This is a genomic window from Flintibacter sp. P01028, from assembly GCF_041925235.1.
In the GTDB taxonomy this organism is placed as follows: Bacteria; Bacillota; Clostridia; order Oscillospirales; family Oscillospiraceae; genus Lawsonibacter; species Lawsonibacter aceti.
In genome coordinates this window covers 309,376-327,928 of record NZ_JBHEVC010000003.1, presented here as the reverse complement: position 1 = coordinate 327,928, position 18,553 = coordinate 309,376, and the positions used below count along the sequence as shown (strand labels likewise).

The window sequence follows — 18,553 nt, the reverse complement described above, 5'->3', positions numbered from 1 at the left end:
GATGGAACAGATGAAGCAAGTGTTGTCCGCCAGCCTGGTCTGGCGGTGGCTGACGGCGGTATGCCTGTGGTTTAGCCGCCAATGGGAGCGGAGCGGACTGGTCCAGTGGTTCCTCCACCCGGCGGGGTGGAATAGAGCCTCGTCCGAGCGGAGCGTCTTTTTTAAGCTCTGGTCCCTGGTGCGGAGGGGCCTGTGCTGGCTCTACGATAAGCTGAGGCTGGAAAAGCTCTTTGCCGGGAGCATCTTTACCAGAACCTGGCTGTGGTGCGCGATCCCGGTGGTGCTGGCCCCGATGCTGGCCGTGTCCCGCCCCTCTCTGATAACCATGGGGCTGGCGGCCATCGGCTATGCCTCTCTGCTGCTCAATTTGGTCCGGGACAGGGATCGTCAGTTGGCCTGGTCCCCGGTCAACAAGTATATCATCCTCTACGCCGGCGTTTATCTGGCGGGCACTCTTTTCTCGGTGGACCTTGAGAGCAGCCTTCAGCCCGGCCTGCTGTCGGTGGCCTTCATTCTGTTCTCTATCGTGCTGTACAACGGGGTGACCAACCGAAACCAGCTGGACACGCTGGTAGCCCTGATGGTGCTGGCTGGGGCCATCGTGTCCGCTTACGGCATCCTCCAGTATATCTTCCGCTGGGGCTACCAGTCCGCCGCCTGGGTGGACAGCGATATGTTCTCCAGCATTCAGTTCCGGGTGCCCTCCACCTTGGAGAATCCCAATATGCTGGGGCAGTATCTGATTCTGCTTATCCCGCTGGGGGGAGCCAAGCTGCTGGGGGCCAAGGACTGGCTGAACCGGGTCTTTTACCTCGCCTGCTGCTCTGTCATGTGCGTTTGCATGATCCTCACCTTCTCCAGAGGGGCCTGGCTGGGGCTCCTGTTCGCGGGGCTGGTCTTTGTCCTGCTCCTCAATCCCAGACTGCTCCTGCTGGCCCCCTTTGTCATGGTAGCCCTCTATTTCGTCCTGCCGGATACGGTGATCTCCCGGTTTACCAGTATCGGAAACCTCACTGATAACTCCACCTCCTACCGGGTGTATATCTGGATAGGCGTACTGGCCATGCTGAAGGATTACTGGCTGTGTGGTATTGGGCCGGGGGACGGGGCCTTCAACATGGTCTATCCCGCTTACAGCTATAACACCATTGTGGCCCCCCACTCCCATAACCTATTCCTCCAGATGGTGTGCGACGCGGGTATCTGTGCCCTGGTGGTCTTTCTTCTGCTGCTGTTCAACTTCTTCCGGGATATGTGCTCTGCCATCGGCAAGGAAAAGAACTGGACCAGCCGGGTTCTTCAAATCGGCATTACGGCCGGAGTATGCGGCTTTATGGTCCAGGCCATGACGGATTACTCCTTCTATAACTACCGGGTTATGTTCCTGTTTTGGGCCTATCTGGCCCTGGGCGGCCTGGCTGCCCGGCGAGGGCAGCTCCCGGAGGGGAGGCTGCTGGTATGATCCGGGTGCTGAACATCATCAGTGATACCAATATCGGCGGGGCGGGCCGGGTCATCCTGAACTATTTGAGCTATGCCGACCGCTCCCAATATGAAACGATGGTGGCCATCCCCAGGGGAAGCCTGCTAAAGGAGCCCTTGGAACAGGCGGGCGCCCAGGTCTACGAGGTGGACGGCATGGCGGACCGCTCTTACCACAGGGACGATGTGAAGGTGCTCAAAGAGCTGATCAGGCGGATCAAGCCCGATCTGGTCCACACCCATGGGGCCCTGTCGGGCCGCATCGCCGCCAAGGGCCTCCATGTACCTGTGGTGTACAGCCGGCACTCTGCCTTCCCGGTCCCGGCCAAGATAAAGTATCCGCCCGGCCGCTGGGTCAACAAGCTGGTCAACGAGCACTTTGCCGACCATATCATCGCCGTCAGCCCGGCTACCCGGGACAACCTGACCGAGGGGGGGATTTCCCCCAAAAAGATCACCGTGGTGATGAACGGCGTGGCCCCGGTGGAGGAGACCGGGCCAGAGGACCGCGCCAAGCTCCGGCAGGCGCTTTCCATCCCTCCGGACACGGTGGTATTCGGCATCCTGGCCCGGATCGAGGACTATAAGGGCCACCTGTATTTGGTTCACGCCGCAAAGCTGTTAAAGGAGCAAGGGCGCAGCGGCTTCCGGGTCCTCATCGCCGGTACTGGCTCCTTTGAGGAAGATGTGGCCCGGGCTGTGGTGGAGATGGGCGTGGAAGACGTGGTCCAGATGCTGGGCTTCCGCGCCGACGTGGCCGCCCTGCTGAATATCCTGGACGTGCAGCTCAACGCCTCCTACGGCACCGAGGCCACCAGCCTGGCCCTGCTGGAGGGGATGAGCCTGGGCCTGCCCACCATCGCCAGCGACTACGGGGGAAACCCCTGGCTGGTGACCAATGGGGAGAACGGCCTGCTATTTCCAAGCCGAGACAGCCAGAGCATGGCCAAGGCCATGGCCTATCTGATGGATAGGCCGGAGGAGCGCCGGGAGATGGGCCGTCAGGCCAGAGAGCGGTTCCAAACCAGCTTTACCGGTCAGGTGTTTGCCAAAAATATTGAGAACGTCTACCAAGGCGTGCTGAAAGGAGATCCTCATGGAAGAAAATAAGTACAAATTCCGTCTGCGGCTCAATCTGTTTGATGGCATCATTTTGGTGGTGGCCCTGGCGGTGGCCGCGGTCCTGCTGTGGATGGCCGTAAAGCCCCAGGCCGTTTCCAACGAGTCGTCAACTGCCGCCGCTACGGTCCGGTACACTATCCGCTTTCAGCGATGGATCGAAGGGACCAGCTCCATCATTCAGCCGGGGGACAAGCTGGTAGACAACATCAAGAACAATGAACTGGGCCAGGTGGTGTCCACCCAGGCGGTCCCTGCCCAGACACAGCTTCTGGACCAGGAGAGCCACAGCTATGTACTGGCCGACGTGCCAGGCTATGAGGATATCCTTGTAACGGTAGAGGCCCCCTGTACAGTCAGCGAGGAGGCGGTCATCCTGGGCAGCAATTTCCAACTGCTGGTGGGGTCCACCGCCTATATCCGGGGCGAGGGCTATATGGCCAGCGGCCCCATTATCTCCATTGAACGGGAGGGACAGGAATGAAGCTCATTGACCGGGAGGGCCGGCTGTTCGGCAAGATCAGTATTATCGACGTGCTGGTCCTGGCCGTCGTTATCGTGATGGCTGTGGCCCTGTATGTAAAGACGAATCACCGTGAGATCACCAGCACCACCACCTCGGACACCCCCTTTACTTACCAGATCCTGGTCAGCGGGGTCCGGGGCTATGTGGCCGACGCCATCCGGGAGAAGGACATGCTGTATGACGTGGACAACAGCAGCGGCGGTGCCCTGGGAGAAATCACTGACATTCAGGTGATGGAGGGGGCCAAGCTGGCCGAATATGACGACGGCACCATGGAGATGACTCCCGTGGAGGACGGCGTCAACCTGCTGCTTACCGTAGAGGGCAGGGGCATCATCAGCGACGGCCGCTATCTAGTCAACCGGGTGTACGACCTTGGTGTCAACTCCGCCCGCAACTACCACACGCCCTATGCCCAGTTCACCGGAACAGTGGTAGCCATCGATTGAATATGACCTGGAGAGGAGGGAACCAATGAAGATCCTCATGGCCACCATGGGCATGAACATCGGTGGGGCGGAGACACATATCCTGGAGCTGTCCAAGGAGCTGAAGCACCAGGGGCACGATGTTATCATCGTATCCAATGGAGGTGTCTATGTGCCGGAGATCGAGGCGGCCGGCATCCGCCACTACCAGGCGCCCATGCACCGCCGGGGCTTTCGGGAGATGCGCCGTTCCCGGACCATTCTCCGTGACATCATTAGCAGGGAGAGGCCAGACGTGGTCCATGCCCATGCCCGGATCCCGGCGTTCCTGTGCGGCAGCCTGCAAAAACGGATGGGGTTCCCCTTTGTGACCACTGCCCACTGGGTCTTTGATACCAGCGGCATCCTGCGCTATCTGACCAACTGGGGCCAGCGGACCGTGGCGGTGTCCGAGGATATCAAGGAGTACCTGATCCGGGAGTACGGTCTGCCCCCGGAGCATATCTCTGTGACCATCAACGGCATCGATACAGAGAAGTTCTCCCCCGCTGTTTCGGGGGAGCGGGTCATCCGGGAGTTCGGGCTGGACCCCTCCCGGCCCATCCTCTCTTATGTCAGCCGGATGGATGCCGACCGGGCTCTGGTGGCCCGGCAGCTCATCCAAATCGCTCCGGAGCTGGATCGGGCTATCCCCGGCATCCAGCTGCTCATCGCCGGGGGCGGCAACGTCTTTGACGAGCTGAAGGCGCTGGCCAATCAGACCAATCAAAGGCTGGGCCGCAACTGTATTACCATGACAGGCCCCCGGACAGACATCAACGAGATCGTGGCCGCTGGCGACCTTTTTGTGGGGGTATCTCGGGCGGCGCTGGAGGCCATGTCCGCCGCCAAGCCTGTCATCGTGGCGGGCAACGAGGGTTATCACGGCCTGTTTGGCCCGGACAAGCTGGCCGAGGCACAGGCGGGCAACTTCTGCTGCCGAGGCCTGCCTGTGTCGAGACCGGAGACCTTGCTGGCCGACGTGTCTGCGGCGTTCTCCCTGACGCGGGAGGAGCGGGAGCGGTTGGGGGCCTATGGCCGCCAGGTCATCTTTGACCACTATTCCGTCCGCCGCATGGCCAGCGACTGTCTAACCATGTATGAGCAGGTCCGCCGCCGGAAATATCGGGTAGTTATGAGCGGCTACTACGGCTTTTCCAACGCTGGGGACGATGCCATTTTGGAGTCCATCCAGCAGGCCATCCATGAGGCCAGCGACGAGGTGGCCGTCACCGTCCTGTCCAATGACCCGGACCTGACCCGGCGGCAGTACGGGCTGGATGCCATTCCCAGATTTCGAATGTGGCGGGTATTCTCCGCCCTGCGCCGAAGTGACGCCCTGCTGTCCGGGGGAGGAAGTCTGCTCCAGGACACCACCTCCACCCGGTCCCTGTTTTACTATCTGTCTGTCATCCGCTGCGCCGAGCTGCTGGGCAAGCCGGTGATGCTGTACGCCAACGGTATCGGTCCGGTCCATAAGCCGGCCAACCGCCGGAGGGTGAAGCGGGTGGTGGAGCGGGCCGCCCTGGTCACCCTAAGAGACCACAGCTCCGCCAGGGAGTTGCGGGACATGGGCGTGACGCGGGACGATATCAGAGTTACCGCCGACCCGGTGTTCCACCTGGCTCCTGCGGGGGAGGCGCGGTGCGCCCAGCTTCTGTCCGGCACCGGCATTCCAAACGGCAGGCCTTTTGTGGCGGTGTCCGTCCGTGGCTGGCCCGGTACGGGAGAGTTCCCCAGGGAGCTGGCCCGGCTGTGCGACCACCTGCACCAGGCCCATGGTCTGGAGATGCTCTTTTTGCTCATGCAGCCCGATAAGGACCGGGAGGCCACCCGGCAGGTGAGAGAGCGGATGAGCACTCCCTCCTATGTGCTGGATGCTCCCTGTACCCCACGGGAGCTGATGGGGGTGCTGGGGAAGGCGAAGCTCTGTCTGGCCATGCGCCTGCACACCCTGATCTTCGCCGCCCGGATGGCGGTACCCTCCATGGGACTGGTCTACGACCCCAAGGTGGACAGCTACCTGCGGGAGCTGGACCTGCCGGCGGCCGGAAATGTAGACCAATTTGACGGAGGAGAGGCCATCCGCCGGGCGGACCAGATGCTGGCCGACTACGACGGGGTATTGTACCGGCTGAAGATACGATCCGGGGAGCTGGCACAAGAGGCCAGAGAGAATGAGCGGCTGCTGCTGAAGCTGCTGGAAGAGAGTAAGCGGTAAAGACAGCGGGGGTCGGGCCTGTGTCCCAGCCCCCGCTTTTTGAAGGGAACGCTATGGAATACTACTTTGCCCCTATGGAGGGCATCACCGGCGGGGAGTTCCGCCGGGTCCACCACCGACACTTTTTCGGGGTGGACAAATACTATATGCCCTTTATCAGTCCCACCAGGGAGCACCTGTTCACCCAGCGGGAGCGGCGGAATATGGACCCGGAGGTCAACCGGGGCATCCCGGCAGTCCCTCAGCTTCTGACCAAAAGCGCCGAAGACTTCCTCTGGGCGGCTAATGCTCTGGGAGAGATGGGATATGAGGAGGTCAACTTGAACCTGGGCTGCCCCTCCGGCACCGTGGTAGCGAAAGGAAAAGGGGCGGGGATGCTGGCCCATCCTGAGGAGCTGGACCGATTTTTAGATCAGGTATTTGGCGGCGTCCGGGTGAAGGTGTCGGTCAAGACAAGGCTGGGTCTGGAGTCGCCGGAGGAGTTTGGACCTCTCTTGGAGATATTCGAAAAATACCCCCTCCATCTGCTCATCATTCATCCCCGTGTGCGGAAAGATTTTTATTCCGAGCCTGTTCGGATCGAGGCATTTTCCAGGGCGCTGGAGATGTACAGCGGGCCTGTGTGCTACAATGGCGGGCTGGTGACGGCGGAGGGATGCTGCCGTTTTCAGGAGCGATTCCCCCAGGTGGATCGGGTAATGATCGGACAGGGGCTGCTGGCTGACCCGGCCCTGGCGGCCAAGGCCAAGGGGGAACCGCCGCCGGACAGGAAAGTTCTGCGGGCCTTCCACGACGGGCTGTATCAGACCTATTTGGAGGCCTTCGGCAGCCAGCGCAATACGGTGTTCCACATGAAGGAGCTGTGGAGCTACCTGTGTCGTCTGTTCGAGGGCGGGGACAGACTGTTCAAGGACATCAGAAAGGCCCAGGACAGCAGGGACTATGAAGGGGCCGTGGCCCGTGTCTTTGGGGAACTGCCCATGCGCAAGGACGCGCTATGGGAATAAAAGGGGACCGCGCAACCTTGGCGCGGCCCCCTTTTTGTCTTTTTTTACAAAAGGGATAAGACACTGCTGTCCCCGAATTCTAGGACCCGGATGGTCCTGCGCAGGTGGGACTCCATGGCCAGCCGGGTGCCCTGGGGGTCCCGATTCCGGAGAAAACTGGTAATCAGGGCGTTGTCCTGGATCACCATATCGGGCAGAGAGGGGTAGGAGCCCACCATCCGCCAGGTGGAGGTGACCGCCCGGTTGAGGATGGGCACGAGTTGCTCCATGAACTGGTTGTGGGAGGCCGCCACAAAGGCGTGGTGGAAGTCCACGTCGGCGCTGTCCCAGTCCCTGCCGGAGCGAATCCGCCGGGCAACCTCGTCAGCACAATGGAAGATGTGGTCCAGCTCCTCCTGAGTGCCCCGATGGCAGGCCAGCATGGCGGTAGTGGGCTCGATCATCAAACGAATCTCGAACAGATCCTGGAGGCGAACCTGGACCGTTTCCAACTGGGGCAGGCCAATATCCTGACTGATGGTGGTCCGTGGTGCTACAAAGGTGCCCAGCCCCCGCCGTACCTCCACATAGCCCTGAGCGGCCAGGAAACGCACCGCCTCCCGGACAGTGGTGCGGCTGACCCCGAACAGGGCGCACAGCTCCGTTTCGTTGGGGAGCTTGGATCCAGGGCACAGCTCCGGGTCGGAAATAATCATCTGGAACAGACGGTCAGCGGTCTGGTCGGTCAGTTTTTTTGATGTAATCCTAGCCATAGACCCACTCCCCCGTTAAAATATACAATGATTATGCCACAGATGTAGAATTTTTGCAAGCCTCTTGACATACTACATCTTAAGATATATTATGACATCATACAATAAGTAATAAAATAATATGTCTAAAGGGAGGGGGCAACAATGGACAGAATGGAGTGGCTGGAGCAGAGCCGCTTGACCGTAGTCGTGGGATACAGTGGCAGCGGAAAGACAGAGTTCTCCGTCAATCTGGCCCTGGCCCTGGCCCGGCAGGGAAAGCGGACTGCCCTGGCCGACCTGGATGTGGTCAACCCTTACTTCCGCTCCAGGGAGCGGAGAGATCTGCTCTCCCACGAGGGGGTGCGGCTCATTGCTACCTCCCAGGCATGTGTGGACGCCGACGTGCCGGCCATGCCGGCGGAGGTGAACGTTCTGTTCCAGGATCAGGACCTCTGGGGTGTGCTGGATATCGGCGGGGGCGGCGTAGGGGCACGGGTACTGGCCCGATATCGGCCGCAACTGCTGGGGTCCCAATGCCGGGTCCTATTTGTCCTCAACGCCCGCCGGCCTCAGACACGAGACGTGGAAGGAGCTCTGGCCAGTCTGGAGGAGATCCAGGCGGTCACCGGATTGAGAGTGACCGGACTGGTAGACAACACCCACCTGTGCCGGGAAACAGAGCTGGCCGACCTAGAGGCGGGAGCGGCCCTGGCCCGAACAGTTTCTAGCCAGACCGGCCTGCCGGTGGTATGCCATGTGATCCAGGAGGAACTGATCGACCAGGCAGAGGGGATGCCGGGCCCCCTGTTCCCCGTCCGGCTGTACATGAATAGACCATGGGAAATGGATGAATAAAAAGGAGGAGTGTCCCTATGCAAGCAAGATTGACCTTTGACCGGGACCGGTGTAAGGGCTGCGAGCTGTGTATTTCCGTCTGTCCCAAGCACATTTTAGCCCTGGATATGACCTCGGCCAATGTGAAGGGCTATCACCCGGCCGGAGTCACCGACCTGAGCCAGTGCATCGCCTGCGCCAGCTGCGCCAGGATCTGTCCAGACTCGGTGATTACTGTGGAAAAAGAGTAAGGGGGAAGAAGAAAATGGCAAAAGAACTTTGGAAGGGGAACGAGGCCATCGCTCAGGCGGCTATCCGAGCCGGCTGCGACTGCTTCTTCGGATACCCCATCACACCCCAGAATGAGATACCGGAATATATGTCCCTCCATATGCCCAAACTGGGCCGGGTCTTTGTCCAGTCTGAGTCAGAGGTAGCCGCCATCAACATGGTGTACGGCGCCGCCTCCTCCGGTAAGCGGGCCATGACCTCATCCTCCTCTCCGGGCGTCAGCCTGAAGCAGGAGGGCATCAGCTACCTGGCCGGCGCGGAGCTGCCCGCCGTGATCGTTAACGTGATGCGGGGCGGCCCCGGCTTGGGGTCCATCCAGCCCTCCCAGGCCGACTACTACCAGGCCACCCGTGGCGGCGGGAATGGCGACTACCGCACCATCGTTCTGGCTCCCTGCAACATCCAGGAGGCTGTGGATTTGACACAAGAGGCATTTGACTTGGCCGACTGCTACCGCAATCCAGTGGTGGTGCTGGCTGACGGTATGATCGGCCAGATGATGGAGCCCATCGAATGGCACGATATCCCCAAGCGGGAACTGCCCTCCAAGGACTGGGCGGCAAGCGGACGAAACGGAAGGGCCCACAACAACTTCGTTACCTCCCTGTTCATCGAGGCCCAGGCCTGCGAGGAGCACGACCTGGCCATCCAGGCCAAGTATGACTTGATTGAGGAGCGGGAGATCCGCTGGGAGGAGAAGAACACCCAGGACTGCCAGGTGCTGCTGGTGGCCTATGGCACGCCCTCCCGCATTGCCATGTCCGCCATCGAGCAGCTGGCGGAGCGGGGAGTCAAAGCCGGTCTGTTCCGACCCATTACCCTGTGGCCCTTCCCCTATGCGGCGCTGAAAAAGGCAGCCAGTCAGGCCAGCGTCCAGGCTGTGCTGACCGTGGAGATGAGCCTGGGGCAGATGGTAGACGATGTTCGTCTGGCTGTCGAGGGGGAAAAGCCTGTTTATTTCGAGGGCCGTGCCGGCGGCAGCATTCCCACGCTGACCCAGATCGTGGACGCGGCTGAACGGGCGCTGAAGGGAGGCAAGTAAGATGACGACTGTATATAAAAAGACTGCCGGCCTCCAGGATACGGAGCTACACTACTGCCCTGGATGCAGCCATGGCATTGTACATAAGCTGATTGGTGAGGTCATGGAGGAGCTGGGCATTATCGACAGCACCATCTGTGTGTGCCCTGTTGGCTGTTCTGTCTTTGCGGGCAGTTACTTCGCCTGCGACGCTGTCGAGGCCGCCCACGGCCGGGCTCCCGCTGCCGCCACCGGCATCAAGCGGACCCACCCGGACCAGCCTGTGTTCACCTATCAGGGGGACGGCGACCTGGCCTCTATCGGCGCCGCTGAAATCGTCCACGCCGCTATGCGGGGCGAGAAATTCACTACCATCTTTATCAACAACGCCATCTATGGCATGACGGGCGGCCAGATGGCGCCCACTACCCTGATCGGCCAGCGGGCCACCACCGCGCCCATGGGCCGGACAGAGGAACTCCACGGCAAGCCCATACGGGTGGCTGAGATGCTGTCCACTCTGGACGGCCTGGTATACGCGGAGCGGGTGTGCGTGGCCGATATCCCCAACATTGTCAAGGCCAAAAAGGCCATCAAGAAGGCATTTACCAAGCAGATGAACAACGAGGGATTCACCTTCGTGGAAGTGCTGTGTGCCTGCCCTACCAACTGGGGCATGACCACCCTGGATGCTAACCGCTGGGTGCTGGATAAGATGGCGGAGTATTATCCTTTGGGCGTCATCAAGGAGGTGGCTGACCAGTGAAAAAGGAGATCGTGATTGCCGGCTTCGGCGGTCAGGGCGTTATGTCCATCGGCAAATCTTTGGTAGAGGCCGGATTGGAGGAGGGGCTGGAGGTTTCCTGGGTCCCGTCCTACGGCCCGGAGATGCGGGGCGGTACCGCAAACTGTTCTGTCATCATGTCCGATGAGCCTGTGGGCTCCCCCATCGTCTATCACCCCACGGAGCTCATTGCCATGAACGGCCCTTCTTTGAAGAAGTTTGAGGACGAGGTGGTCCCCGGCGGCACCGTCTTTTTGAACAGTTCCATTATCAAGGAAAAGGTGGACCGGGAAGACCTGCGTGTTATCCAAGTCCCCTGCGACACCATTGCCAACGAGCTGGGCAACGGAAAGGTGGCCAACATGGTTATGCTAGGCGCCTATATCGCCGCCACCGGCGCCCTGAAGGCGGATACTCTGCGGGAGATGATCCGGCAGATGTTCACTGGGCCTAAGGCCAAGCTGGTGGACCTGAACATGACCGCTTTGGCCAGGGGCATGGAGTGCGTCTGAACTGCGAAAATCGAAGAGAGGAGCGGGACCTCTGATGAGGTCCCGCTCCTCTTTTAATGTTAGGGGAGGGAGGGCTTAGAACTTGTCGTACAGGGCGCGAATCAGGATGATGGCCTCCTCCACGGTGGTGTTGGCCACAGGAGCGACGCCGTCGCCCTTGCCGCTCATCAGACCATTATTGGTCAGCTTGGCCACAGCGGGCTTGGCCCAGTCGGCAATCTGGTCCACATCGTTGAACCGGCTGGCATCCACCTGGGTGCTGGTGTCGGTCAGGGTGGTAGAGTCATTGGCCTGGTCCACATACTCAATGACCTTGTTCAGCATGACACAGATCTCCTGGCGGGTGATTTTATCGCTGGGGGCGAAGATACCCTCGCCCTTGCCGGAGGTGACGCCAGCGGCCACAGCCTTCAGTACCATGGGATCGCTGGTGTCGGTGAAGGACTGGGTAGAGGGGGTGATCTCCTTGCCGGTGGCCTCTTCAATCAGGTTGACAGCCAGCTCGGCAAACTGCAGGCGGGTGATCTGGTCCTGATACAGGCCCTCGGTGCGGTCGGTGATTAGCTTCTTGTCCTTAGCGTCGGCGATGAGCTCGGCAGCCCAGGCGGAGGGCTGTTGTGTGCCGGGCGTGGGGTCGGCAGGCTGGGTGGAGGTGCCGGGTACATTCAGGGTGTAGGTCTTGCTGGAGCGGGAGAACTGGCCGCCGCTGGCCTCTGCCTTGACGGTGTGGCTGCCGCCGCCCAGAGCGGCCAGGTCGAGCTCATAGTAGTAAGGGGCCTGGGTGCTGGTGTGGACCAGCTTATCGTCCACATAGTATTTGACTGTGTTGGTCTTCTTGCCGGGGAAGCTGACATAGGAGGCCAGCTTCAGTGTGCTGTCGCCAGCGGAAAGGGCGGTCTTGTCCAGCGTTTCCCAGCCGGTGGCGGAGCCGTCCACCTCATCCAGATAGGCGCCGTTGTTGCGGATGGCGTTCTGATAGGTGGAGGACACGGAGGAATTGCCGTTGAGCATATACTTAAATCCGCTGTCGGGGTCGGCGTTGAAGTAGAACACAGCCTTTACCTGGGGATAGACCATGTTGATATAGGAATAGAACCAGTTAAGCTGCTCCACGGCGAAGGAGGTCAGGTCGGTGCCGGAGCTGTTGCGATAGGCAAAGCCGCACTCGCTGACCATAACGGGCTTGTTGTGGGCCACGGCCAGGTCGATGATGGGCTTGATGGTGACCATGGGGTCATGGTCATAGATGCCAAGGCCGTAGTAGGCGTCATTGCCGTAGCCGGTATAGTCAAAGCTGTAAGAGGAGGTGCCGCTGTAACCGGCATAGTTGGTGTTGTGATAGGTGGACATACCGACCCAATCCACATACTGGTCTCCGGGATAGAAATCGGCAATGGTCCGGTTCCGGTTGCTGATATTGTCCGGGGAGAAAACCATCTGGATGTTGCTGTACCGGCTGGCGGCGTCGGCCACCTTGCGGAAGGCCTGGATATAGGTAGCGGGGTCACAGTCGGACCAGTTGTTCATCTCGGCGCCCACCCGGAGCAGGACAGTGGCATCCAAGCTGCCCAGAGCCCGTAAGCTTTCCTCAATATAGCTGTCAGCGGACAGAACGGCCTGGGCTCCGGCGGTGCCCTCAGGGCTGAAGTTCCAGGCAAACTCGATGACGCCGCCGTTTGCCGCCTCCCGGAAAGCGGGCGAGCAGTCCATGTAGTAGTCGATCCAGTAGTCCACAGAGTAGCTGTCACCGAAGGTGACATAGATCAGAGAGGCGGAGCCGCCGGTGGTGGAGCTGTCCGCCGGGGTGCCATACCAGGTCCCGGTCTTGGGGCCTACCGCATAGGGGGAGGCGCTGTCGTCGCTCTGGGCGTAGATGGTGACATTCTGGGCGGCTTTCAGGTAAGCCATCCGAGCGTCCACGTTGAGCAAGGTATCCTTGTAACTGCGAATGTTCTGGTCCAGCCAGCTGGCAAAGGTGCGCTGCCGTTCCAGCCACAGGATAGCGCCATCGATGTCGCCCTTCATCTCACAGGCCCAGGAGGCCCGGCCAGCCTTGGGCTCTAGGTTGTAGCACACATCCTCGCCCAGGCCCAGGGGCATCAGCAGGTCATAAGTCTGCTGGGCTACGGAGATGACTTGCTCAGGGCTCTTGGCAGCCACAGCCTCATCCCAGGCGGAGTGGAGCTTCCAATAGGCGGAAGGGTAGGTGAAGGCAGAGGCGGTGAAGCACATGCCCGTCACCATGACTGCCGCCAGAGCGGCGGACAGCAGTCTGCGCATGTTTTTTTTCATCTAAAATTCCTCCCTTATCCATTTTTACCGCGCGCAAGGCGGCGCAGATATACTTAAATTATAATGTAAAAAATATTTTTAGACAATAGGGCTGGCCGCATAGGGAGAAAATCCTCCCTATTGCGGAAGAAAAACACGGGGATCGGATTGTGAACTTTTCGTGAAAAGGCTGGACAGAAAAGCTGGGTTGGATTATGATATATTCTGCTACAAAATGGAGTTTTACCACGTATTTTCTCCAAAAGAGGGAAAATACAGGGAGGTTAGTCAATGCGAGGTTCCTTTTTCGGGGGAGTACACCCCGTTACAAGAAAAGAGCTTACCCGCCGCAAGCACCTGACCCAGCTGGACCGGCCGCCGGAGCAGGTGGCTATCCCGCTGCGTATGAGTGCCGGAGAGGAATCTGTCCCTCTGGTCAAGCCTGGGGACCTGGTGGAAGTGGGACAGCCAATCGCCGGCCCGGGACCGGGCGGCGCGGCTGTCCATGCCAGCGTATCCGGCCGGGTTTCGGCGATCCGGGAACAGCCCCACCCCTGGGGCGGACAGTCGGTGGCGGTGGTGATCCGTAACGACGGACAGGATACCCCCTGGTCTGGCCGGCCAGAGCCGGTCATTTTGGAGGAGGTCACGCTAGATCTGCTGCTGGACCGGGTGCGGGAGGCTGGCGTCGTGGGCATGGGGGGCGGCGCGGCCCCCACAGTCCAAAAGCTGGAACAGGCGGCCGGAAAAGTGGACACTGTGATCATCAATGGGGCGGAGTGCGAGCCCTATGTCACCGCGGATCACCGGCTGCTGCTGGAGCGCAGTGACCAGATCTTACAGGTCACTCAGGTCCTGGCCCGCTGCCTGGGGGCCCATCGGGCGGTGGTGGTTACCGAGGGTGACAAGCTTAACGCCGCCGAAGTCATTGAGCGCCGCCTTCGAAAACGGGGCGGAAAAGTGGAACTACGTACCCTTCGGACCCGCTATCCCCTGGGGGGAGAGAAGCAGATCATCCAGACCGTCACCGGTCGCGAGGTCCCACTGGGGAAGGCGGCCTGGGAGGAGAAATGTCTGGTGCTGAATGTGGCCACGGTCTTTGCCATTCAGGAGGCCCTGGTGAAAGGAAAGGCCCTGACCCACCGGGCTGTGACGGTCACCGGTGGAGCGGTGGTCCGGCCCCGGAATCTCTGGGTGCCGATCGGCACACCGCTGCGCGTTCTGCTGGAGTCCGCGGGGGGGTTGCGGGAGCGGCCTGAGCTGATCCTTACCGGCGGCCCTATGATGGGGGTAGCCCAAGAGGACCTGGAGGCCCCCGTTGTAAAAAATACCAACTGCGTCGTCTGTCTGACGCAGGAGGAGCGAAGACGGGCTGGGCCAGAAGGGGTATGTATCCGCTGTGGGAAATGCGTGGCCGCCTGCCCCATGCACCTGGCGCCTATGTTTATTGCCCGTGCCCTCCGTCAGCGGGAGTGGAGGCAGCTGGACCGCCTCCATGTAGAGGACTGTATCTCCTGCGGCTGCTGCTCCTATATCTGCCCGGCCCAGATCCCGCTGGTGGATCTGGTACGACAGGCGGCGGAGCACGTGGGAAAGGGGGTGGACAGCCATGGGGCCTGATTTGATGCCGGTCCGGCGGATGTCCCCCCAACTGCGGCAGCCGGCCAATACGCGGGCCATGATGGTGGATGTGATGGTGGCTCTGGTGCCGGCGCTGGCTATGGGAGTCTTTATGTTTGGCGTCCGGGTGCTGGTGCTGGCTGCGATCTCTGTGGCCTCCTGTGTCCTGTTTGAGTTTCTGTACCGCCGGATGGTGGGGGAAAGCGACTCCGTCCGGGATCTGTCCGCCTGTGTCACCGGGCTGCTGCTGGCCATGAGCCTGCCGGCCACCGCCTCTTACTGGGTGCCAGTGCTGGGCGGGGCCTTCGCCATTGTGGTGGTCAAACAGTTTTACGGCGGCCTGGGCAAGAACTTTATGAACCCGGCCCTGGGGGGACGGATGCTGCTGGCCACCTTCCCCATGCTGATGACCAACTGGTCGGAGGCTATGGACCGCCTCCCCCTGCTGGGAGTGGACGCGGTGTCTGCCGCCACGCCTATGTCTTACCTCCACCAAGGAGTCCTGCCTCCTCAGGAGCTGTCCCAGCTTCTGCTGGGCCAAAGGGGGGGCTGCATGGGAGAGGTATCCGCCTTTATGCTGCTGCTGGGGGGTGGCTATCTGTTGCTGCGGCAGGTCATATCCCCCCGTATCCCTCTGGCCTATTTGGGAACAGTCGCCCTGCTTACCTTTTTGTTTCCACAGGGAAACGACCCGGTCGCCTGGATGCTGGCCCAGTTGTGCGGCGGCGGCCTTCTGTTGGGCGCCTTCTTCTTCGCCACCGACCCGGTTACGTCTCCGGTGACACCCAGGGGGCAGCTGATGTTTGGCGTGGGGTGTGGTCTGCTTACCGTGTTGCTGCGCTACCACAGCTCCTACCCCGAGGGGGTGGGCTGGGCTATTCTGACTATGAACTGCTGCGTCTGGCTGCTGGACCGGGCGGGGATGCCCAGGCGTTTTGGAGAAAAGAATCTGGCCGCGGTCCAAAGCTGGCTGGGTCGGTTCCGGGCCCATATGTCTGATATCAAATTTGTCAAACCTCAATTCTCCCTGTTCACCAAGGCGCTGCAGGAGGGCAAGATGCCCGGTGAGGCCCATCTGGACCAGATTCGGTCCCAAGCTGTCATCCTAAGCCGCCTGGGGGTGGTGGTGCTTGCTGTGGGTGTGATGATTTTCGGTGTGCACCGCTATACAGACCTGGATACTGTCCGGGCGCAAAATAGGGAACAGAGAGAACTGCTGGCCCAAGTTATGCCTCAGGCTTCCTTCAGTTCGGAAACACCCTATCGGGCCGCCGGCGCTCTCAGTATCCTGGGTGGGTACAGCGGGGAGAATGAACTGCTTGGCTATTGCGTGGAGGTCCAGTCTCAGGGCTTCGGCGGCCCCATCACTATGGTGGTGGGAGTGGATCTGGACGGCAAGGTTACCGGCGTGGCCGTCACCGACCACCGGGAGAACCGGGATACTGGAGCCAAAGCCCTGACCCCTGCCGCCCTCAGCCGATATGTTGGGAAGGCGGGTACCATCCGTGCCTCGGGCAGCAACTCAGTGGACGCGGTCAGCGGCGCGACCGCAACCTCACACGCGATTACCGCCGGAGTCAACCGGGCACTGGCCATCGTGGCTAATCTGGATACAGAAGGAGCGGACATCTACTATGAAGACAGTGAAGCGGGTTGAGTGGTCCGCTCTGGAGAGAGGGGGCGTGGCCCTGTGGCCTCTATTTTGGAACTAGCGGGGGTGGCGTTGGCCGCCCTGCTGTCCGAAAACTTTGTGCTGGTCAGCTGTATGGGCATTGGCACCAGGACCGAGGCATTCCGAGACCCAATGGACGCGGTGCGTACCGGATATTGCCTGACCGCGGTCATGGTACTGGGGGCCCTGTGCGCCTGGCTTATCGACTTTTTCCTGCTGGGGCGGTTCGGCTGGCAGCATTACCGGCTGCTGGTCCTGGCACTCCTCATTCCAGGGCTGGTCGCCGGACTGAGAAAATTTCTGAAGGTATGTATCCCGGAGCTGTCCCGCCGGATTGACGGACAACTGAAATCAGTGGCCACCAACTGTGCCGCCCTGGGTTCAGCCCTGCTGATCTCACAGCGCAGTTACAGCCTGCCCGCCGCGCTGATATTCGCTCTGTGCGGAGGAATCGGCGCTACTGTGGCACTGGCCAGCTTTGCCGGTCTGCAAAACGAGGTGGACTTGGAGAGCTGTCCCAGATCCTTCCGGGGAATACCCATTCAACTCATTACGGCCGGGCTGATGGCCATGGCCCTTGTGGGCTACTATGGTCTGCACCTGGACTGAGAGCTTGAAAAGATACAAAGAGAGGCCCGGAGCCAACGGCTCCGGGCCTCCCTTTGTCTTTGAAAAAACTGTTCAGCGGACCTGGCCCAGCTTAAAGGAAGCGCACTCAGTACCCTCGCACTTGGTGGGGGTGCAGTCGCAGCAGCCCACCTTAATGGAATCCAGAGAACAGCAGTTCTGGGGAGCATTGTGGTAGGCGCAGGAGCTTACAGTGCACTTGATGCTGGTGTTGCAGGACTTCTTATCCATATTAAAACCTCCCTTACTGTGGATGGCCTTAGTATGGATTGCCGGGGCAGGATTATTCTTTATCAGAACGATTCTTTTTCGATTTTTTTAAAAGTTTTGGGGTCCAAGGCTCCTGATCCTCGGGCTGAATATCCACAACCTGAGGGATAAACCGCCGGGCAAAGCGGCCTTTCCCACGGCTCTTGACATAGAAATAACCGATAAAGGAGAAAACCACCGCCCCAATAAAGTTCACGAACAGGTCCTTCATGGTGTCCAGGATCCCCACATCCAGATAGCCGCCCAGGCCGAGGGAGATCTCCTCCCCACTGCCTGTGACCACGATAACGTCGGCAATGTCCCGGATGATAGTGGGGGTATTGCCCCCGGTGGGGTCCAGCATGACCGAGGAGATGGAGTGGATCACCGCGTCCTTCTGCATATCCAACAGGAAAAACTGGTCCATGGCGCACTCGAAAAACTCCCACAGGACCCCGATGGTCATGGAGAAGCAGAAAGCGACAATGGCCATGAAGGCAGGAGAGAGGGACAGAGAAAACCGTTCTGTCCGGTTCAGCATATCTACCAACGCAAAGCCGATAGCGGCGCAGAGGAAGCCGTTGAGGGTGTGGAGGATGGTGTCCCACCCCCGGAAAGTGGTGTAGTAGGACTGGATTTCCCCCAAAATCTCGGCGGCAAAAATAAAAAGCAGGATGATGATTTCCATGGTGTTGGGCAAATCGATCTTTAGTGCCCGCTCGAAGATGGTAGGCAGCAGAAACAGAATGAGGGTCAGGCCGCAGAGGAACACATTTTCGTAGTTGCCATTAAAAAATTGGGCTACGGCTATGATGATGACCAGAAAGCGCAGCAGAACATAGACCATGGCTACCGTCCGCTTCCGCAGCAGGGCGGAGTTGGCGGAGGATAGCAGGTCCCGTATCTTATGTTTTGCCAAGATGGCCGACCTCCTTGATAATAAGTTTATATAAAAGAGAGTATAGTATGTCCGCGCTGGAAAGTCAAGAAATGGGTAGGCGTTCCTCCTCCTCTCTGCTCCCCTGAAAACAACACGCCCGGTTCAGGAAAGAAAATATCGTTCATCTGTCAAACCGCCGCCCTGCTGGCATAGAATGGGAAGTGGAGGTGATCTTA

The 18,553-nt window shown here is 60.0% G+C and carries 18 protein-coding genes; 14 read left to right on the top strand and 4 right to left on the bottom strand.

Annotated elements, in window-relative coordinates:
* The first annotated feature begins 1 nt into the window (after window position 1).
* Genes ACEVJK_RS08390 through ACEVJK_RS08365 form a run of 6 tightly spaced genes read left to right on the top strand, consistent with a single transcriptional unit; the run spans window position 2 to window position 6,822 of the window.
* Complete coding sequence (locus ACEVJK_RS08390; protein WP_240288503.1) at window positions 2-1,462, top strand: O-antigen ligase; 1,461 nt, start codon at window positions 2-4, stop codon at window positions 1,460-1,462.
* Window positions 1,459-2,592 carry a glycosyltransferase family 4 protein gene (locus ACEVJK_RS08385; protein WP_374740366.1) on the top strand — a complete coding sequence of 378 codons (1,134 nt, stop codon included), beginning with the start codon at window positions 1,459-1,461 and terminating at the stop codon, window positions 2,590-2,592. The genes ACEVJK_RS08390 and ACEVJK_RS08385 overlap by 4 nt, the downstream gene beginning before the upstream one ends.
* Window positions 2,579-3,085: a DUF4330 domain-containing protein gene (locus ACEVJK_RS08380; protein ID WP_374740365.1), complete on the top strand. Its 507-nt coding sequence runs from the start codon at window positions 2,579-2,581 to the stop codon at window positions 3,083-3,085. The genes ACEVJK_RS08385 and ACEVJK_RS08380 overlap by 14 nt, the downstream gene beginning before the upstream one ends.
* Window positions 3,082-3,576, top strand: a complete 495-nt coding sequence (locus ACEVJK_RS08375) for a DUF4330 domain-containing protein (protein WP_147573139.1) — start codon at window positions 3,082-3,084, stop codon at window positions 3,574-3,576. Before ACEVJK_RS08380 ends, ACEVJK_RS08375 begins: the two co-directional genes overlap by 4 nt.
* Before the next feature lie 25 nt (window positions 3,577-3,601).
* Window positions 3,602-5,815 carry a polysaccharide pyruvyl transferase CsaB gene (gene csaB, locus ACEVJK_RS08370; protein WP_374740364.1) on the top strand — a complete coding sequence of 738 codons (2,214 nt, stop codon included), beginning with the start codon at window positions 3,602-3,604 and terminating at the stop codon, window positions 5,813-5,815.
* Window positions 5,816-5,868: 53 nt separating this feature from the next.
* On the top strand, window positions 5,869-6,822 hold the full coding sequence (locus ACEVJK_RS08365) for a tRNA dihydrouridine synthase (RefSeq protein WP_374740363.1): 954 nt from the start codon (window positions 5,869-5,871) through the stop codon (window positions 6,820-6,822).
* A 44-nt stretch (window positions 6,823-6,866) separates the two neighbouring features.
* On the opposite strand, the gene ACEVJK_RS08360 is transcribed toward ACEVJK_RS08365, so the two are convergent.
* The gene (locus ACEVJK_RS08360) at window positions 6,867-7,574 is read right to left on the bottom strand and encodes a FadR/GntR family transcriptional regulator (RefSeq protein ID WP_147573145.1); all 708 of its coding nucleotides are present in this window, start codon (window positions 7,572-7,574) and stop codon (window positions 6,867-6,869) included.
* 144 nt (window positions 7,575-7,718) lie between these two features.
* On the opposite strand from ACEVJK_RS08360, the gene ACEVJK_RS08355 reads away from it, so the two are divergent.
* The 5 genes from ACEVJK_RS08355 to ACEVJK_RS08335 are packed head-to-tail and all read left to right on the top strand — an operon-like array spanning window position 7,719 to window position 10,998.
* On the top strand, window positions 7,719-8,411 hold the full coding sequence (locus tag ACEVJK_RS08355; protein ID WP_262670199.1) for a hypothetical protein: 693 nt from the start codon (window positions 7,719-7,721) through the stop codon (window positions 8,409-8,411).
* A gap of 17 nt (window positions 8,412-8,428) precedes the next feature.
* On the top strand, window positions 8,429-8,641 hold the full coding sequence (locus tag ACEVJK_RS08350; protein ID WP_147573147.1) for a 4Fe-4S dicluster domain-containing protein: 213 nt from the start codon (window positions 8,429-8,431) through the stop codon (window positions 8,639-8,641).
* 14 nt (window positions 8,642-8,655) lie between these two features.
* A complete protein-coding gene (locus tag ACEVJK_RS08345; RefSeq protein ID WP_262670198.1) occupies window positions 8,656-9,723 on the top strand; it encodes a 3-methyl-2-oxobutanoate dehydrogenase subunit VorB in 1,068 nt (355 codons plus the stop codon).
* 1 nt (window position 9,724) lies between these two features.
* A complete protein-coding gene (locus ACEVJK_RS08340; RefSeq protein ID WP_147573151.1) occupies window positions 9,725-10,468 on the top strand; it encodes a thiamine pyrophosphate-dependent enzyme in 744 nt (247 codons plus the stop codon).
* Complete coding sequence (locus ACEVJK_RS08335) at window positions 10,465-10,998, top strand: 2-oxoacid:acceptor oxidoreductase family protein (protein ID WP_147573153.1); 534 nt, start codon at window positions 10,465-10,467, stop codon at window positions 10,996-10,998. Before ACEVJK_RS08340 ends, ACEVJK_RS08335 begins: the two co-directional genes overlap by 4 nt.
* A gap of 75 nt (window positions 10,999-11,073) precedes the next feature.
* Here ACEVJK_RS08335 and ACEVJK_RS08330 read toward each other — a convergent pair whose 3' ends face one another.
* Window positions 11,074-13,290 (bottom strand): S-layer homology domain-containing protein, encoded by a 2,217-nt coding sequence (locus ACEVJK_RS08330; protein ID WP_340406246.1) that lies wholly within the window; start codon window positions 13,288-13,290, stop codon window positions 11,074-11,076.
* 270 nt (window positions 13,291-13,560) lie between these two features.
* Between ACEVJK_RS08330 and rsxC the strand changes: the two genes are divergently transcribed.
* From rsxC to ACEVJK_RS08315, 3 genes are read left to right on the top strand one after another with little or no spacing between them, the layout of a single operon-like run.
* The gene (rsxC, locus tag ACEVJK_RS08325; protein WP_240288488.1) at window positions 13,561-14,889 is read left to right on the top strand and encodes an electron transport complex subunit RsxC; all 1,329 of its coding nucleotides are present in this window, start codon (window positions 13,561-13,563) and stop codon (window positions 14,887-14,889) included.
* Window positions 14,879-16,546: an RnfABCDGE type electron transport complex subunit D gene (locus ACEVJK_RS08320; protein ID WP_186851814.1), complete on the top strand. Its 1,668-nt coding sequence runs from the start codon at window positions 14,879-14,881 to the stop codon at window positions 16,544-16,546. Before rsxC ends, ACEVJK_RS08320 begins: the two co-directional genes overlap by 11 nt.
* A gap of 33 nt (window positions 16,547-16,579) precedes the next feature.
* A complete protein-coding gene (locus ACEVJK_RS08315; protein ID WP_186851815.1) occupies window positions 16,580-17,170 on the top strand; it encodes an Rnf-Nqr domain containing protein in 591 nt (196 codons plus the stop codon).
* A gap of 72 nt (window positions 17,171-17,242) precedes the next feature.
* On the opposite strand, the gene ACEVJK_RS08310 is transcribed toward ACEVJK_RS08315, so the two are convergent.
* A complete protein-coding gene (locus ACEVJK_RS08310; protein WP_147573160.1) occupies window positions 17,243-17,419 on the bottom strand; it encodes a DUF1540 domain-containing protein in 177 nt (58 codons plus the stop codon).
* 52 nt (window positions 17,420-17,471) lie between these two features.
* Window positions 17,472-18,356 (bottom strand): hypothetical protein, encoded by an 885-nt coding sequence (locus ACEVJK_RS08305; RefSeq protein ID WP_240288486.1) that lies wholly within the window; start codon window positions 18,354-18,356, stop codon window positions 17,472-17,474.
* Between the last annotated feature and the right edge of the window lie 197 nt (window positions 18,357-18,553).

Coding starts and splice junctions, on each gene's coding strand:
- ACEVJK_RS08390 (WP_240288503.1), top strand. CDS start 2: ATGGAACAGATGAAGCAAGTGTTGTCCGCCAGCCTGGTCTGGCGGTGG.
- ACEVJK_RS08385 (WP_374740366.1), top strand. CDS start 1,459: ATGATCCGGGTGCTGAACATCATCAGTGATACCAATATCGGCGGGGCG.
- ACEVJK_RS08380 (WP_374740365.1), top strand. CDS start 2,579: ATGGAAGAAAATAAGTACAAATTCCGTCTGCGGCTCAATCTGTTTGAT.
- ACEVJK_RS08375 (WP_147573139.1), top strand. CDS start 3,082: ATGAAGCTCATTGACCGGGAGGGCCGGCTGTTCGGCAAGATCAGTATT.
- csaB (WP_374740364.1), top strand. CDS start 3,602: ATGAAGATCCTCATGGCCACCATGGGCATGAACATCGGTGGGGCGGAG.
- ACEVJK_RS08365 (WP_374740363.1), top strand. CDS start 5,869: ATGGAATACTACTTTGCCCCTATGGAGGGCATCACCGGCGGGGAGTTC.
- ACEVJK_RS08360 (WP_147573145.1), bottom strand. CDS start 7,574: ATGGCTAGGATTACATCAAAAAAACTGACCGACCAGACCGCTGACCGT.
- ACEVJK_RS08355 (WP_262670199.1), top strand. CDS start 7,719: ATGGACAGAATGGAGTGGCTGGAGCAGAGCCGCTTGACCGTAGTCGTG.
- ACEVJK_RS08350 (WP_147573147.1), top strand. CDS start 8,429: ATGCAAGCAAGATTGACCTTTGACCGGGACCGGTGTAAGGGCTGCGAG.
- ACEVJK_RS08345 (WP_262670198.1), top strand. CDS start 8,656: ATGGCAAAAGAACTTTGGAAGGGGAACGAGGCCATCGCTCAGGCGGCT.
- ACEVJK_RS08340 (WP_147573151.1), top strand. CDS start 9,725: ATGACGACTGTATATAAAAAGACTGCCGGCCTCCAGGATACGGAGCTA.
- ACEVJK_RS08330 (WP_340406246.1), bottom strand. CDS start 13,290: ATGAAAAAAAACATGCGCAGACTGCTGTCCGCCGCTCTGGCGGCAGTC.
- rsxC (WP_240288488.1), top strand. CDS start 13,561: ATGCGAGGTTCCTTTTTCGGGGGAGTACACCCCGTTACAAGAAAAGAG.
- ACEVJK_RS08320 (WP_186851814.1), top strand. CDS start 14,879: ATGGGGCCTGATTTGATGCCGGTCCGGCGGATGTCCCCCCAACTGCGG.
- ACEVJK_RS08310 (WP_147573160.1), bottom strand. CDS start 17,419: ATGGATAAGAAGTCCTGCAACACCAGCATCAAGTGCACTGTAAGCTCC.